The sequence below is a fragment of the Streptomyces atriruber genome (genome assembly GCF_001418325.1).
GTDB classification, from domain to species: domain Bacteria; phylum Actinomycetota; class Actinomycetes; order Streptomycetales; family Streptomycetaceae; genus Streptomyces; species Streptomyces atriruber.
In genome coordinates, this window is record NZ_LIPN01000094.1 from 1 (window position 1) to 16021 (window position 16021).

Below are 16021 nucleotides of genomic sequence, written 5' to 3' on the forward strand. Positions count from 1 at the left end.
GTCCTCGTGCGGAGGCGGTGGCGGGGGCGGATGCGGCGGAGGCAGCTGACACGGGGCAGCTGGTCCATCGTTTCCACAGAAGCGCCCGGCGGGGCGGCCAGGCCCCGCCGGGCGCTTCTGTGTTGCGCCGTGTGGCTGTACTGAACAATTGAACTGTGTAGCCCTCATGGGGATGGAAACCAGACGAAGTTGGGTAAAAACGCAGTGGCAGCGTCGCCGACCATGATTCCCTCTTAAACGTCAGCACCGCCCTCGGACGTCCGGTACAGGTTTCGCAGAACGCGATCCGGTTACCCGTCAGACGTTCTCGTGGGCACGAGCCGGCATACCGACCTCCCGGAGCGCTGTTCCGGGTGCGCCGGCCCCACCTCCATTGCGTGTTAGCGGAGCCGACCCATGCTCACGACCCTGAAGACTGGCTATACCGACACGCGCGCCGCGGACCTCGCCTGGGCCCTGGGGCGCCAGCCGTTGCCCGCGCTCGCCACCCTCGATCTGGAACTGGCCGACGCCAAAATGCAGTTGAGACTGCTCGGGGCCTCACATCAGGTACTCCTCGAGGAGGAGCGGGGCGGCTGCTCCGAGACCGTGGCTTGCATCCCCGGCAGCAGCACGCCGCTGCCCCTGGGCGTCTCCAAGCGGGTGGGCGACTGGGAGTACGAGTTCGCGGCGCGCGTCGAAACCCTGTCGCAGGGTCAGTTCGGCGGCCGCGCCCAGGAGTTGCTCGCGCTCGTCGCCGAGCACCCGCACGGTCTCGCGGGCGTGTTCCCCGGCAGCCCGCACGCCTTCACCGCGATGCTGGCGCAGCGCCACGAGGGATCCCTGATGTGGCGTACGTGGCATGCGTACCCCCAGGAGGGTCAACTCGTCGCGACACGCACACGGGTGGGGGTGCGCATGCCGCTGCCCGCGACGATCTGACGGTCCGCCGGCCGCTCTTCGGGGGCTCTTCCGCTGCTCTTCGGCTGTTCTCCGACTCCGTTTCGACCGCACGGAGGCGGTGCGGGCCAAGGAGTTGCACCCATGTGGGGGACCCGGTGTGAGCTTGTGGTGACGTAGCGTGCCAGGGTGATCGAGTCGTCGGTGCGCCTGCCGGTCTCACCCCGGGCAGGACGGTTCCTCGTCCTTGCGGGCGTGTTCGTCTGCGCTGCCTGCGGCCTCGTGTACGAACTGGAACTCGTCGCCCTCGCCGCGTACTTGATCGGTGACTCGGTCACCCAGGCCTCCGTCGTGCTCTCCGTGATGGTCTTCGCCATGGGCATCGGCTCGCTGCTCGCCAAGCGGCTGCGGCACCACGCCTCCGCCTGGTTCGGCCTCCTGGAGTCGGCGCTCGCACTGGTCGGCGGCTGCAGCGCCATGGTGCTGTACGCGGCGTTCGCGTGGTCCGGCGGCCGGGGCGAGATGTGGGCGGGCGGCTCGCGCTATCTGCTCGTGGCGTTCTCCCTGGCCATCGGCGTCCTCATCGGCGCCGAGGTGCCGCTCCTCATGGTGCTCATCCAGCGCATCCGCCGCCAGGACGCGGGCGGCGCGGTCGCCGACCTGTTCGCCGCGGACTACGTGGGCGCGCTGGTCGGCGGACTCGCCTTCCCCTTCCTGCTGCTGCCGCTGTTCGGACAGCTGACGGGCGCCCTGTTCACCGGCTCGGTCAACGCGCTCGCGGGCGCCGCACTCGTGTTCGGCCTGTTCCGGCAGGACCTGAGCGTGCGCGCCCGCTGGGTGCTCCTCACCGTGAACGTCGTCGTCCTCTCCCTGCTCGCCTCCGCCGCCGTGCTCGTCGACGACTTCGAGCGGGCCGCCCGGCGCGCCGTGTACGGCAGGGACGTGCGGGTCGCCGTGCAGACCGACGTCCAGGAGGTCGTCCTCACCGGCGGGCGGCGCGGCTCCCTCGACCTCTTCCTCGACGGCCGCCTGCGCATCAGCGGCCGCGACGAACAGCGCTACCACCGGGGGCTCGTCGCCCCCGCGATGTGCGGGCCGCACGCGCGCGTGCTCGTCCTCGGCGGCGGCGACGGCCTCGCGGCGCGCGAGGTCCTGCGCCACCCGGGCGTGCGCCGCGTCGACGTCGTCGAGCTCGACGCGGGCGTCGTCGACCTCGCACGGCACGACCCGGCGCTGAGCGAGCTCAACGGCCACGCGTACCGCGACCCGCGCGTGCGCGTGGTGCACGCCGACGCGTTCCGCTGGCTGCGCCTCGCCCGCACGCGGTACGACGTGGTGATCTCCGACCTGCCGGACCCCGGCATCACCGCCAGCACGAAGCTCTACTCCCAGGAGTTCTACGGCCTGGCCACCCGCGTCCTCACCGACGGCGGCCGCCTCGCCGTGCACGCCGGGCCCCTGTCGACCCGGGCCCACGTCTTCTGGACGGTCGAGGCGACGCTGCGCGCGGCGGGGCTGCGCACGGTGGCGTACCGCGTGGGCGGCAGGCAGTCCGGTTTCGCCGCCGGGCCCGACCGCACGGGGGAGGGGGACACGGCACCCCGCGACTGGGGCTTCGTGCTCGCCTCGCGGAGCCGGCCGGTCCTGCTCAGGGCGGCCCGTTCGGAGGTGGTGCGGGCCGGGGCGTCCGCGGCCGAGCTGACGCGACGGCCGGGACTCGCGCCGTCCACCCTGGTGCATCCGCGTTACGCGAACTGACGTACATCGTCCGACGAACTGTCGTACATGGTGGCGGCCACGTGGGTAGGCTCGGCTGCCATGGAGCATGAGGTGTTCGTTCCGGTCTCTGCAGAGCGGCTCCGGCAGGTCCTGGCCGACCCCGAGCGGGTCGCCGGGGCGGTGCCCGGGCTCCAGCGCGCCGTGGGCGACGAGGGGGAGAAGGACGGGCCGCTCGCCGGGCGCCTCAAGGTCCGCGTCCAGGGGCACACCATCACGTACCGCGGATCGGCGCGGACCGACGCCCGCGCGGACGGGACGTACGCGTTCGAGGCCGAGGGCGCGGAGGTGCGCGGCTCCGGCTCCGTGAAGCTCTCGCTGACCGTGCGGCTCGTGCCGGCCGCCGCGGGGACGACCCTCGTGTTCGGGGGGAGCGCGGGCGCCGACGGGCGGATCGCGGAAGGTTCTCCACAGGCTGTGGAATCCGCGGTGCACCGGCTCCTGGAACGGTTCGCCGAGGGACTCGCGGCGGGGGCGCCCCCGGACACCGCGCCCGAGGAGGAGCCGGACGCGCCCGCGACGCCCGCGGTGACCGTGTTCGAGACCGAGGTCCCGCCGCCGTCGCTGGACCCGCTGAGCGACGACATCGACGACGTGGATGACGTGGACGGTGCCGATGACGTCGACGACGCCGACATCAACCTCGACGACACCAACGTCCTGGACGACGCGGACGACATCGAGGACCTGGAGACCATCGAGGACCTTGAGGACCTCGAAGACCTGGAGGCCATCGGCGTGCCGCCCGCCGAGGCCGCGCACGCCCGCCGCACCATGATCGGCCGCAGCGCGGAGGAGGTCGACCACGCCCCGCCCCGCGGCCGGTACGCTCCCGCGCCCGCCCCCGAGTCCCTCGCCGCCAACGCCACGCTCCGCTGGGCCGCGCCCGTCGCCGCCCTCGCGCTGGCCTCGGCCATCGTCGTCGGCCGGGCCCTGCGCCGCCGTCGCTGACCGCCCACGTCATAGGGTCGGCCCCGTGAGTACCGAAGACGTGACCCTCACCGCGGGCGACGCGGAAGTGACGGTGCAGCCGGGCAACGGCTGCCGCATCGGAAGTCTGCGCATCGGCGGCGTCGAGCTGCTGCGGCAGGGGAAGAAGTACGGCTGCTTCCCAATGGTGCCCTGGTGCGGCCGCATCGGGGACGGGCGGTTCCGCGACGGCGCCGACGTCCACCAGATGCCGCTGAACTCCCCGCCGCACGCCATCCACGGCTTCGCGCGCGACGCCGCGTGGCGCACGGCACGGACGTCGAAGACCGAGGCGGTCTTCACGTACGACCTGGCCGACCCCTGGCCCTACCCGGGCCGCGTCACCCAGATCGTGGAGCTCGCCGAGGACGCCCTGACGCTGCGCATGGGCATCGAGACGCACGGCGGCTCCTTCCCCGCGCAGGCCGGCTGGCACCCCTGGTTCAACCGGGTCCTGGTGGACGGCGGCGAGCCCGTCCGCATCGACTTCGCCCCGGCCTGGCAGGAGGAGCGCGGCGACGACCACCTCCCCACCGGCCGCCGCATCGACGTGCGCCCCGGCCCCTGGGACGACTGCTTCGGCATGCCCGACGGCGTCGACGTGACGCTCACCTGGCCCGAGCGGCTCGAAGTGAACGTCAAGAGCCGCGAGCCGTGGGTCGTCGTCTACGACGAGCAGGAGGCCGCGGTCTGCGTGGAGCCCCAGACGGGCCCGCCCAACGGCCTCAACACGGACCCGCGCCTGGTCACCCCCATCGAGCCGCTGGAGACGTCGACCACGTGGACCTGGCGACGCCTGTAGGGCCTGCCCGGCGGGTCATGCCTGGGATGCGGTGGTCCGGCACGCACATCTGCGGCGTTGTCGTCAGGTGCCGACCAGACCGCCGCTCACCGGCACGAAGAGGCGACGGCCCACCGGTGGCGGCCTGACCCGCCGGACAGACCCTAAGCTCATAGGCATGACTGACGTACGCGGCGAGCTGCTGCAGCAGATCAAGGACAAGGCCGTCGTGCACGGCAAGGTGACGCTCTCCTCCGGGCTGGAGGCCGACTACTACATCGACCTCCGCCGGATCACACTCGACGGGGAGGCCGCCCCGCTGGTCGGCCAGGTCCTGCTCGACCTGACCGAGGACCTCGACTTCGACGCCGTGGGCGGTCTGACCATGGGCGCCGACCCGGTGGCCGGCGCGATGCTGCACGCGTCCGCCGCCCGCGGCAAGCGCCTGGACGCCTTCGTCGTCCGCAAGGCCGCCAAGGCGCACGGCATGCAGCGCCGCGTCGAGGGACCGGACATCAAGGGCCGCCGCGTCCTGGTCGTCGAGGACACCTCCACCACCGGCGGCTCGCCGCTGACCGCCGTCGAGGCCGTCCGCGAGGCGGGCGCCGAGGTCGTCGGCGTCGCCACGATCGTGGACCGGGCCACCGGCGCCGGCGAGAAGATCACCGAGGGCGCGGGCGTGCCGTACCTCTTCGCCTACTCGAAGGACGACCTCGGCCTCACCGACTGAGGACTTCCGACCGGCTGGAGCCGCCCGGCAAGTCTGGAAGGATGGGGGCGACGATGACGTCGCCCCCCTTAGGTCAGGGCCAAGCACACACCCGCACATCACAAGGAGCGGACACATGCCCATCGCAACTCCCGAGGTCTACGCCGAGATGCTCGACCGGGCGAAGGCAGGCAAGTTCGCCTACCCGGCGATCAACGTGACGTCCTCGCAGACCCTGCACGCGGCGCTGCGTGGCTTCGCCGAGGCCGAGAGCGACGGCATCATCCAGATCTCCACCGGTGGTGCGGAGTTCCTGGGCGGCCAGCACAACAAGGACATGGTGACCGGCGCGGTCGCGCTCGCCGAGTTCGCGCACATCGTCGCCGCGAAGTACGACGTCACCGTCGCGCTGCACACCGACCACTGCCCCAAGGACAAGCTGGACACGTACGTCCGTCCGCTGATCGACGTCTCCGCCGAGCGCGTCAAGGCCGGTCGCGACCCGCTCTTCCAGTCGCACATGTGGGACGGCTCCGCCGAGACCCTCGCCGACAACCTGGCCATCGGCCAGGAGCTGCTCGCGAAGGCCGCCGCCGCGAAGATCATCCTTGAGGTGGAGATCACCCCGACCGGTGGCGAGGAGGACGGCGTCACGCACGAGATCAACGACGAGCTGTACACGACCGTCGACGACGCGCTGCGCACCGCCGAGGCCCTGGGCCTGGGCGAGAAGGGCCGCTACCTGCTGGCCGCGTCCTTCGGCAACGTCCACGGCGTCTACAAGCCGGGCAACGTCGTCCTGCGCCCCGAGCTCCTCAAGGACCTCCAGGAGGGTGTCGGCGCCAAGTACGGCAAGCAGTCCCCCTTCGACTTCGTGTTCCACGGCGGCTCCGGCTCCACCGCCGAGGAGATCGCGACCGCCCTGGAGAACGGCGTCGTGAAGATGAACCTCGACACGGACACGCAGTACGCGTTCACGCGTCCCGTCGCCGACCACATGTTCAAGAACTACGACGGCGTCCTGAAGGTCGACGGCGAGGTCGGCTCGAAGAAGACGTACGACCCGCGCACCTGGGGCAAGTCCGCCGAGGCGGGCATGGCCAAGCGCGTCTCCGAGGCCTGCGCGAACCTGCGCTCCACGGGCACGAAGCTGAAGTAGTCCCGCGTTCCGCGCGTCCGAAGGCCCCGGGTCGGTGACCCGGGGCCTTCGCCGTGACGGCATGCCGCAGACTTGGTCCCATGGCCATTCACAAGGATCTCCTCGGGGGACCGCCCCCGACCCACCTGCCCGACGACCCGGAGCCCCGCGAGCTGCTCGCGAACGGCGCGGCGCCCGCCGACGTCGCCGCGAAGTACCCGACGTCCTCGCTCGCCTGGGCCCAGCTCGCCGACGAGGCGTACGAGCGCGGCAGCGTCGTCGAGTCGTACGCCTACGCCCGCACGGGCTACCACCGCGGCCTGGACTCCCTGCGCCGCAGCGGCTGGAAGGGCCACGGCCCGGTGCCGTGGGAGCACGAGCCCAACCGCGGCTTCCTGCGCGCGCTGCACGCCCTGGCGCGGGCCGCGCAGTCGATCGGCGAGCAGGAGGAGTACGAGCGCTGCGCGGGCTTCCTGCGGGACTCTTCCGAGACCGCGGCGAAGACGCTCGGCTGACGTGGGCGGGGTCCCGGGGTGCTGTCACCCCGGGGCCCTGCCACGGGGGCTCCGCCCCCGGACCCCCTCATCGGCCTGAACGGCCTCGTCCTCAATCGCCGGACGGGCTGAAACTGCCCCCCCGGCGCCGGGAGTCTTTTAGGGGCGCGGGGAACTGCGCGACCAGCCACAGTGGACCCGCGGACGGCGTCAGACCAGCGAGCGCAGCATTCCCGCGTCGTACGGGACCGCCTCCGCCAGCCGGTCGGTCAGCGCCTTGTCCGCCCACTCCGGGTCCGCTATCAGCGAGCGGCCCACCGCGATGACGTCGAACTCGTCGCGCTCCATGCGGTCCAGGAGCCGGTCGATTCCGGCGGTCGACGTGGTCTCCGTGGAGAACGTCTCCGCGGCCGTGAACTGCTTGTCGAGGCCGACCGAGCCGACGGACAGCGCGGCCTTGCCGGTGAGCTTCTTGACCCAGCCCGCGAGGTTCAGGTCGTCGCCCTCGAACTCCGGGAGCCAGTAGCGGCGCGTCGAGGCGTGGAAGGCGTCGACGCCCGCGGCCGCCAACGGGGCGAGCAGGGCGTCCAGTTCGGTCGGGTCCGCGGCCAGCTTCTCGTCGTAGGCGTTCGCCTTCCACTGGGAGAGCCGGAAGATCACGGGGAAGTCCGGCGAGACCGCCGCGCGCACCGCCTCGACGGTCTCGGCCGCGAAACGGGCGCGGGAGGCGACGTCGCCGCCGTAGCCGTCGGTGCGCCGGTTGGTGCGGTTCCAGAAGAACTGGTCGATCAGGTAGCCGTGCGCGCCGTGCAGCTCGACGCCGTCGAAGCCGTTCCGCTCGGCTTCGGCCGCCGCGCGCGCGAAGGCCGCGATGACCTCGTCGATGTCGGCGGACGTCAGCGCGTGGCCCTTCGGCTCGCCGTCCAGGCTCAGGCCCGAGGGGCCGGCCGGGGGCGCGTCAGGGAAGGGGCCGTCGCCGTCGTTGCGGGTGGCGCCCACGTGCCACAGCTGCGGGACGACCTTCCCGCCCGCCGCGTGCACGGCCTCGGCGACCTGCCGCCAGCCCGCGAGCGGGGCGTCGCCGTGGAAGCGCGGGACGCGGTGGCTGCTGCCCGCCGACGCGTGGTCGACGTACGTGCCCTCGGTGACGATCAGACCGACGCCGCCCGCGGCGCGGCGCGCGTAGTACTCCGCCACGTCCGCGCCCGGCACGCCGTCCGGGGAGAAGTTGCGGGTCATGGGAGCCATGGCGATGCGGTTGCGCAGGCTGAGGCCGTTGATGTCGAAGGGGCGGCCGAGGAGTCGGGCGGCGCGTGAGGTGGTGGTTTCCGTGGCATCCATATCGGCATCGTACGCCTATGACAGCACTGTAAGTCTTTTGCCCATGTCGGCCCGGAGCCGGGTACCGTGAAGGACATGAACTGGCCCGCGACCGAGCGCCACTGTCTGACCCCCGCGCCCGGCGGCCTCGCGCTCGTCCAGGACCTCCTGAACACCGCGCCGGCCGTCCCGGCCGACCTGCCCGACCTGCTGGCGGACGGTTCGCTCGGCGCCGTCCAGGAGTGGGCCGACCAGGCCGTCCGCGGCTGGTCGGGGGCGACGGGCAGGGGTGACGTGCACCTCGTGCTCACCGACGACGACCTGCCCAAGCTGCGCTGCCTGCGCGACCAGGTGCGGCGCGCGCTCGCCGCGGGCGACTGCGGCGGCGAGGCGGTGCGGTTCACCTCCGCGCCGGTCGTCGTCGGGCTCGCGGGCGACGGCACCCTCACCCTGGAGCCGGAGGGCGCCGGCGCGCGCTGGCTGGCCTCCGCGGTGCTCGCCGAGGGGCTCCTCGCCCAGGCGTCGGGCAACTGGCGCCGCCTCAAGATCTGCCGCAACACGGCCTGTTCCGCCGCGTTCTACGACCGCTCCCGCAACAACAGCGGCGTCTGGCATTCGGTCCGCGGCTGCGGGAACGCCGCCCATCTGCGCGCCTGCCGGGAGCGGCGCCGCGGGCACTCCGAGGTGGCGGAAAGCGGCGTAAAGGCTTAGCTGCTGTCTGACGCGGGCGTACCTTGCCGATTCCGGGAAAGTTGCAGAAGATTCCCGTGGGGACCGGGGCCCCCGTGCCGGTAACGGCAGGGGCGGACCGCTACCCGGAGTACGTATCGAGGAGACAGTGATGTCCCCAGAGACGCATGAGGCATCCCCCGAGGAGCGCGCGGCGTCCACCGAGGTCCCCGAGGCGGAGAGCCCGAACCTCGACTTCGCAGGCACCACCCCGTACGAGGACTACGTCCAGGCGGACGTCCTCACCCACCTGCAGCACCTGCGCTCGGACGACCCCGGCGAGATGGTCTTCCTGGTCACCACCCAGGTCATGGAGCTGTGGTTCACGGTGATCGTCCACGAGTGGGAGACCGCGGCGCACGCCCTGCGCCGCGACGACATCCCCGTGGCGGTGGCCGCGCTCAAGCGCAGCCTGCGCGAGCTGGAGGCCCTGAACGCCTCCTGGCGCCCGCTCGCCCAGCTCACCCCCGCCCAGTTCAACTCCTACCGCGGCGCGCTCGGCGAGGGATCCGGCTTCCAGTCCGCGATGTACCGCCGCATGGAGTTCCTGCTCGGCGACAAGTCCGCGTCCATGCTCGTCCCGCACCGGGGCGCCCCGCGCGTCCACGCGGAGCTGGAGAAGGCCCTGCAGGAGCCGAGCCTGTACGACGAGGTGCTCGGCCTCCTCGCGCGGCGCGGGTACGCGATACCGGCGTCCGTCCTGGAGCGCGACCTCGCCAGGCGCTACGAGCCGTCGCCGGAGGTCGAGGCCGTCTGGACCGAGCTCTACAGCGGTGACGAGAGCGGCGACCTGGCCCGCCTCGGCGAGACGCTGACCGATGTCGGCGAGCTGGTCTGGCGCTGGCGCAACGACCACCTGGTCGCCACCCGCCGCGCCATGGGCTCCAAGACGGGCACGGGTGGCTCCGCCGGTGTGGCATGGCTGGAGAAGCGGGCCACGAAGAACGTGTTCCCCGAGCTGTGGACTGCGAGGAGCCATGTCTGACCTGCGGGACGACCTGCGGACCGAGGCCGAGGCCCTGGACGCCGCCGACGAACTCGGAGCCAAGCGGAAGGAGTTCGTCCTCGACGAGACGGTGTACCTGGACGGCAACTCCCTGGGCGCCCTGCCGGCGAACGTGCCGGGCCGCCTCGCCGAGGTGATGACCCACGAGTGGGGCAAGCTCCGCATCCGCTCCTGGGACGAGAGCGGCTGGTGGACCGCCCCCGAGCGCATCGGCGACCGCATCGCCCCGCTCGTCGGCGCCGCCCCCGGCCAGATCGTGGTCGGCGACTCCACCAGCGTCAACGTCTTCAAGGCCCTGGTGGCCGCGGTCCGCATCGCACGGGACCCCGACAGCCCCGACAGCACGGCGGCCCCGGGCAACCCTTCCGAGGGGCGCGACGAGATCGTCGTTGACGCCACGACCTTCCCCACGGACGGGTACATCGCGGAGTCGGCGGCCCGCCTCACCGGCTGCCGTCTCGTACCGGTCGCGCCGGGCGACGTCCCCGGCGTCCTCGGCGACCGCACCGCCGCCGTCCTGCTCAACCACGCCGACTACCGCACCGGGCGCCTGCACGACCTGCCCGGACTGACGGCGGCGATCCACGCGGCGGGCGCGCTCGCCGTCTGGGACCTGTGCCACACGGCGGGCGCCCTGCCGGTCGGCCTGGACGAGCACGGCGTGGACCTCGCGGTGGGCTGCACCTACAAGTACCTGAACGGCGGCCCGGGTGCGCCCGCCTACCTCTACGTACGCGAAAGCCTGCAGTCCCGCTTCGACTCACCGCTGCCCGGCTGGAACTCGCACGCCGAACCCTTTGGCATGCGGCCCGAGTTCGAGGCGGCCGACGGGGCGCTGCGCGGTCGCGTCGGCACGCCGGACATCCTGTCGATGCTCGCCCTCGAGGCGTCGCTCGACGCCTGGGACGGCGTCTCCATCGATGCCGTGCGCGCCAAGTCCCTCGCCCTGACGGACTTCTTCCTGCGGTGCGTCGAGGCGTACGTGCCCGCGGGCCGGGTCGAGTCCCTCACCCCGGCCGCGCACGCCGAGCGCGGCAGCCAGGTCGCGCTGCGCTGCGAGGACGCGGGCGACGTGATGCGGCGCCTCGTCGAGCAGGGCGTGGTCGGGGACTTTCGCGCGCCGGACGTGCTGCGGTTCGGATTCACGCCGCTGTACGTCTCCTTCGGCGATGCCGAGCGGGCGGCTCGTGTCCTCGCGCGCACGCTGGCCTGATAGCGTCCGGCGGATCTTGCCCCCCGCTTTTCCGCACCCCGGAAGGGCGGGGGCCCGCCCGCCAGCCGCACTGCTGTTGAGAGGTTGCCGCATGCCGGACGACGCCGCCGTGGCCCGCGATGCCGCCGAGGCCGAAGCCGCCTTCTCGCATCCCGCCGTGAAGCCGGACGCCACCGTCGCGTACGGCGAGCACCCCGACCAGGTCGTGGACCTCTACGCCCCCAAGGGGGACGCCCACGGCTCCGCGCCCCTCGTCGTCCTCCTGCACGGCGGCGCGTGGCGGGCGCCCTACGACCGGCAGCACGTCACCCCGTTCGCGGACTTCCTCGCGCGCCGCGGCTTCGCGGTGGCCAACGTCGAGTACCGCAGGGGCAGTCCGATCCCCGCGCAGGGCGGCGCGAGCCCGGTGGCCGGGCGCTGGCCGGAGACCTTCGACGACGTGGCCGCCGCCTTCGACGCGCTGCCCGCGCTCGTACGGGACGCGCTGCCGTCGGCCGACCCGCGCCGCACGGTCGTGACCGGGCACTCCGCGGGCGGCCACCTCGCCCTGTGGGTGGCCGCGCGCCACCTCCTGCCCGCCGACGCGCCCTGGCGCACCGGCCGCCCCGCCCCGCTGCGCGGCGTCGTCGCGCTCGCGCCGATCGCGGACCTCAGGACCGCCGAGGCGCTGGAGGTCTGCGGCGGCGCGTCGGCGCAGCTCCTCGGCGGCACGGACCGGTTCGAGGAGCGGCTGCCGTACGCCGACCCGGCCGCGCTGCTCCCGTCGGGCATCGCCACGACCGTGGTGCAGGGGCGCACCGACATCGTCGTGCCGCAGGCGGTGTCCGAGGCGTACGCCGACGCGGCCGCCAAGGCGGGCGAGGTGGTGGGGCTGACGCTCCTGGAGGACGTCGGGCACTTTCCGCTGATCGATCCGGCGGCGGACGCGTGCGCGGTGGTCGCCGAGGAGATCGCGCAGCTGGCGTTCTGACGCGGTCGTGCGCACCGCGAGTAGTACCTGCGACGGACCCGGCGGAACCCGTCTCGCTGTGGACGACCGGGCTGCCGCCTGCCCGTACCGTCGTAGACGTGACCGAAACGACTGAGCAGCTCAAGGCCAGCGGCCAGAAGAGCCCCGAGTACCACCTCGTGCGGGAGGCCTTCGGCGGCCTGCGCGAGGCGCTGTTCCGCGACGCCTTCGCCTACCGGCTGCTGCCCCCGAGGGCGACGGAGGGGCGGATGGCCCGCCTCCTGCCGCGGCGGATACGCGCGCATGCGGTGTGGACCCCGCACGCCCTGGTGATCGGCGCGGCCCTGATCACCCTCTTCATCGCCTACCAGGTGGGCCTGGGATCCGGCGGGATCGCGCACCTCCTCACCGGCTTGATCCCGGCGACGGCCATCCTGATGACGCTGGTCAGGCCGGTCGGCGCGTTCTGGGTGTCGCTCGCCACGACCCCGTTCACCGCGGTGCTCGGCAACACCTGGGACGGCTGGCCGTGGACGCCCCCCGCGTTCTTCGGGCACATCGTGGTGATGGTCGTCGTCGCGGCCAGGACCGGTCCGCGCACGGCCCTGTGGATGTGGCTCGGCACGGCGGCGTACGGCCTGGTCACGGAGGTCGGCCTCGGCGGCCCCGGCAGCGGTGCCTCCGACGCCCCGATGATGCTGTTCCTCTCCGCGCTCGCCCTGCTGGTCACCACCGTGGTGCACGTGCGCCGCGAGGCGCAGCGCGAGGTCACCGTGCAGCGCACCGTCACCGCCATCGAGCGCGACAAGCGCACCCTCCTGGAGGAGCGCACCAACATCGCCCGCGAGCTGCACGACGTGGTCGCCCACCACATGTCGGTGGTCGCCATCCAGGCCGAGGCCGCGCCCTACCGCGTGGAGAACCCGCCGCCCGAGCTGGAGCAGGCCTTCGTCACGATCCGCGAGAACGCGGTGTCCGCGCTCACCGAACTGCGCCGCGTCCTCGGCGTCGTACGGGCGGAGGACTACGAGGCGCCGGACGCCCCGCAGCCCACGCTCGCCGACCTCGACCGGCTCCTGGCCAACGTCCGCGACGCCGGCCTGACCGTCGACAAGGTGGTCACCGGGGCGGCCCGCGAGCTGCCGCAGGGCGTGGAGCTCTCGGCGTACCGCATCGTGCAGGAGGCGCTCAGCAACAGCCTGCGCCACGCGCCCGGCGCCGCGGCCCGCGTCGAGGTCGGCTATGTCCTCGGCGGCCTCGGCCTGCGCATCGTGAACGGCCCGGCGACCGGCCTGGTCAAGCCGTCACCGGGCGCGGGACACGGCATCACCGGCATGCGGGAGCGCGTCACGATGCTGAACGGCGAGATGACGGCGGAACCGGCCGCGGACGGCGGCTACGAGGTCACGGTCTTCCTCCCGGTGCCGCTCGCGGACCGGCTGGACCCGGCAGGAGAAGACGCATGACGATCAAGGTGCTGATCGCCGACGACCAGATGATGGTGCGGGAGGGCTTCTCCGTCCTGCTGAACGCCATGCCCGACATCGAGGTCATCGGGGAGGCCGTGAACGGCCGGGAGGCGGTCGAGCGCGTCCGTGAACTCGCCCCCGACGTCGTGCTCATGGACATCCGCATGCCGGAGCTCAACGGCATCGAGGCGACGCGCGAGATCATCGCCTCCGAGGGCGACGCCGATGGTTGCAAGGTGCTCGTCCTGACCACCTTCGACCTCGACGAGTACGTCTACCAGGCGCTCCGAGCGGGCGCCTCCGGCTTCCTCCTCAAGGACGCCTCGGCACGCCAACTGGCGGATGGCGTACGGGTGGTGGCGTCCGGCGAGGCGCTGCTCGCGCCCACCGTGACGCGCCGCCTGATCACGGAGTTCTCGAAGCTCGCGGAGACGCCGCGGCTGTCGTCGACCGTCCAGGCGCAGCAGTACGGCGAGCTCACCGAGCGCGAGACGGAGGTCCTCGTCCTCATCGCGCAGGGACTGTCGAACGCGGAGATCGCCTCCCGGCTCGTGGTCGCCGAGTCCACCATCAAGACGCACGTCAGCCGGGTCCTGGTGAAGCTGGGGCTGCGGGACCGCACGCAGGCCGCGGTGTTCGCGTACGAAGCGAGGCTGGTCACGCCGGGGTGAGCGGCACTAGCGTCGCGCCATGGACGCAGCGTGCGAAGCGGCAGGGTTCGAAGCGGCAGAGGTCTTCGCCCCCTCGTCACCGGAGTTCGTCGCCGACCCCTATCCGGCGTACGCGCGCCTGCGCGCGGCGGGCCGCGCCCACTACTGCGCGCCCACCGACCAGTGGCTGATCCCGCACCACGCGGACGTCGCGGCACTGCTGCGCGACCGGCGCCTCGGCCGCACCTACCTGCACCGTTTCACGCACGAGGAGTTCGGCCGCACGCCCCCGCCGCCCGAGCACGAGCCGTTCCACGTCCTCAACGACAACGGCATGCTCGACCTGGAGGCGCCCACCCACACCCGCATCCGCCGCCTGGTCTCGAAGGCGTTCACGCCGCGGACCGTCGAGCGACTCCGCCCGTACGTCGAGAAGCTGGCGGACGACCTCGCGCGCGACCTGGTGGCGGACGGCGGCGGGGACCTGGTGGCGCGCGTCGCCGAACCGCTGCCGGTGGCGGTCATCGCCGAGATGCTGGGCATCCCGGAGAGCGACCGCGGACTGCTGCGCCCCTGGTCGGCGGCGATCTGCGGCATGTACGAACTGAACCCGCCCGCGGCGACGGCGGCGCGCGCGGTCCGTGCCTCCCTCGAATTCTCGTCCTATCTCCGGGAGTTGATCGCCGTACGCCGGGAGAAGCCGGGCGAGGACCTGATCTCGGGCCTGATCGCGGCGTACGAGGACGGGGAGTCGCTCAGCGAGCAGGAGATGATCTCGACGTGCGTGCTCCTCCTGAACGCGGGGCACGAGGCGACGGTGAACGCCACGGTCAACGGCTGGCACGCGCTGTTCCGCGACCCGGCGCAGCTGGCCGCCCTGCGCGCGGACCCGGGGCTCGTCCCCACGGCGGTGGAGGAGCTGATGCGGTACGACACCCCGCTGCAGCTCTTCGAGCGCTGGGTGCTCGACGACATCGAGATCGGCGGGGTGAGGATCCCGCGCGGCGCGGAACTGGCGCTCCTCTTCGGCTCCGCCAACCACGACCCCGCGGTCTTCGAACGGCCCGCCGACCTCGACCTGACCCGCCGCGACAACCCGCACATCTCCTTCAGCGCGGGCATCCACTACTGCATCGGCGCGCCGCTCGCCCGCATCGAACTGGCGGCGTCCCTGCGCGCGTTGCTCCGCAGGGCCCCGTCCCTCCGCCTCGCCGCGGACCCGCCCCGCACGCCGAACTTCGTCATCCGGGGCTTCAAGGAGCTGCTGGTGAGGCCCTGAACCGGCTCAGCCGGTCATGTCCCGCCGGCGCAGACCCGCCAGTCCGGCCGTCACCAGGGCGGCCGCGACCACGGTGAGCAGCACCAGCGGCGGCCAGGACATCGCGGAGCCCGGCAGCTTCGGCAGGTGGCCGAAGGGGGAGAGGTCCATGACCGCTCCGGGCAGTTCGAGCACCGGCCCGATCCAGCCGATGGCCAGGCAGACCCCGACCACGCCCCAGGCCGCCGGGGCCGCCTTCGGGACGGCTCCGGCGAGCAGTACGGCGACGCCGCCGAGCACCCAGACCGCGGGCAGCTGCGCGAGGCACGCGCCGAGTACGGCGGCCGTCATCAGGAGCACCGCGCCGCCGAAGGCGACGACGAGGTGCCCGGCCGCCCACCGCGCCCGCGTTTGCCCTGCACCGTCCTGCGGGAGTAGGAGCGCCGTGCCCGCCGCTTCGCGGCGGATCTATCCCACCCACTCGCCCGTTTGCCCGCACCGTCCCGCGGGGGTAGGAGCGCCGTGCCCGCCGCTTCGCGGCGGATGTTTCCCACCCACTCGCCCGTTTGCCCCGCACCGTCCCGCGGGAGTAGGAGCCCCCCGGGGCAGGCGCAAGCACCCACCGGGGCGCAGCCGCGTACGAGACGCGGAGGGGACGCGGGGGTATGTGCGCACGGAGCA

Annotated in this window: 15 protein-coding genes and 1 pseudogene; 14 read left to right on the top strand and 2 right to left on the bottom strand. The window is 72.8% G+C overall.

Going from position 1 to position 16021, the window contains the following annotated elements:
• Window positions 1-396: 396 nt before the first annotated feature.
• The 7 genes from AOK03_RS10815 to AOK03_RS10845 all read left to right on the top strand — a co-directional run bounded on the left by AOK03_RS10815 (window position 397) and on the right by AOK03_RS10845 (window position 6767).
• Window positions 397-921: a DUF2617 family protein gene (locus tag AOK03_RS10815; protein ID WP_055564974.1), complete on the top strand. Its 525-nt coding sequence runs from the start codon at window positions 397-399 to the stop codon at window positions 919-921.
• Window positions 922-1068: 147 nt separating this feature from the next.
• A complete protein-coding gene (locus tag AOK03_RS10820) occupies window positions 1069-2637 on the top strand; it encodes a polyamine aminopropyltransferase (protein ID WP_055564975.1) in 1569 nt (522 codons plus the stop codon).
• A gap of 60 nt (window positions 2638-2697) precedes the next feature.
• The gene (locus AOK03_RS10825; RefSeq protein WP_055564976.1) at window positions 2698-3606 is read left to right on the top strand and encodes an SRPBCC family protein; all 909 of its coding nucleotides are present in this window, start codon (window positions 2698-2700) and stop codon (window positions 3604-3606) included.
• Between the two features lie 25 nt (window positions 3607-3631).
• Window positions 3632-4426, top strand: a complete 795-nt coding sequence (locus tag AOK03_RS10830) for an aldose epimerase family protein (protein WP_055564977.1) — start codon at window positions 3632-3634, stop codon at window positions 4424-4426.
• Between the two features lie 157 nt (window positions 4427-4583).
• Window positions 4584-5135, top strand: a complete 552-nt coding sequence (gene pyrE, locus AOK03_RS10835) for an orotate phosphoribosyltransferase (RefSeq protein WP_055564978.1) — start codon at window positions 4584-4586, stop codon at window positions 5133-5135.
• Between the two features lie 115 nt (window positions 5136-5250).
• A complete protein-coding gene (gene fbaA / locus AOK03_RS10840) occupies window positions 5251-6273 on the top strand; it encodes a class II fructose-bisphosphate aldolase (protein ID WP_055564979.1) in 1023 nt (340 codons plus the stop codon).
• Between the two features lie 80 nt (window positions 6274-6353).
• A complete protein-coding gene (locus AOK03_RS10845; protein WP_055564980.1) occupies window positions 6354-6767 on the top strand; it encodes a DUF3151 domain-containing protein in 414 nt (137 codons plus the stop codon).
• Between the two features lie 189 nt (window positions 6768-6956).
• Here AOK03_RS10845 and AOK03_RS10850 read toward each other — a convergent pair whose 3' ends face one another.
• Window positions 6957-8087 (bottom strand): NADH:flavin oxidoreductase, encoded by a 1131-nt coding sequence (locus tag AOK03_RS10850; protein ID WP_055564981.1) that lies wholly within the window; start codon window positions 8085-8087, stop codon window positions 6957-6959.
• Window positions 8088-8162: 75 nt separating this feature from the next.
• Between AOK03_RS10850 and AOK03_RS10855 the strand changes: the two genes are divergently transcribed.
• The 7 genes from AOK03_RS10855 to AOK03_RS10885 all read left to right on the top strand — a co-directional run bounded on the left by AOK03_RS10855 (window position 8163) and on the right by AOK03_RS10885 (window position 15361).
• Complete coding sequence (locus tag AOK03_RS10855) at window positions 8163-8777, top strand: CGNR zinc finger domain-containing protein (RefSeq protein ID WP_055564989.1); 615 nt, start codon at window positions 8163-8165, stop codon at window positions 8775-8777.
• 130 nt (window positions 8778-8907) lie between these two features.
• Entirely contained in the window at window positions 8908-9780 is an 873-nt protein-coding gene (locus AOK03_RS10860; protein WP_055564982.1) for a tryptophan 2,3-dioxygenase family protein, read from the top strand.
• Window positions 9773-11014, top strand: a complete 1242-nt coding sequence (gene kynU / locus AOK03_RS10865; protein ID WP_055564983.1) for a kynureninase — start codon at window positions 9773-9775, stop codon at window positions 11012-11014. Before AOK03_RS10860 ends, kynU begins: the two co-directional genes overlap by 8 nt.
• Before the next feature lie 91 nt (window positions 11015-11105).
• A complete protein-coding gene (locus tag AOK03_RS10870) occupies window positions 11106-11984 on the top strand; it encodes an alpha/beta hydrolase family protein (RefSeq protein ID WP_055564984.1) in 879 nt (292 codons plus the stop codon).
• 98 nt (window positions 11985-12082) lie between these two features.
• Window positions 12083-13429, top strand: a complete 1347-nt coding sequence (locus AOK03_RS10875; protein WP_055564985.1) for a histidine kinase — start codon at window positions 12083-12085, stop codon at window positions 13427-13429.
• A complete protein-coding gene (locus AOK03_RS10880) occupies window positions 13426-14103 on the top strand; it encodes a response regulator (protein ID WP_055564986.1) in 678 nt (225 codons plus the stop codon). The genes AOK03_RS10875 and AOK03_RS10880 overlap by 4 nt, the downstream gene beginning before the upstream one ends.
• A gap of 19 nt (window positions 14104-14122) precedes the next feature.
• Window positions 14123-15361 (top strand): cytochrome P450, encoded by a 1239-nt coding sequence (locus tag AOK03_RS10885; RefSeq protein WP_055564987.1) that lies wholly within the window; start codon window positions 14123-14125, stop codon window positions 15359-15361.
• 6 nt (window positions 15362-15367) lie between these two features.
• Here the strand turns inward: AOK03_RS10885 and AOK03_RS10890 are convergent.
• A pseudogene (locus tag AOK03_RS10890) lies at window positions 15368-15748 on the bottom strand (ABC transporter permease); the annotation flags it as partial.
• Window positions 15749-16021: the final 273 nt, after the last annotated feature.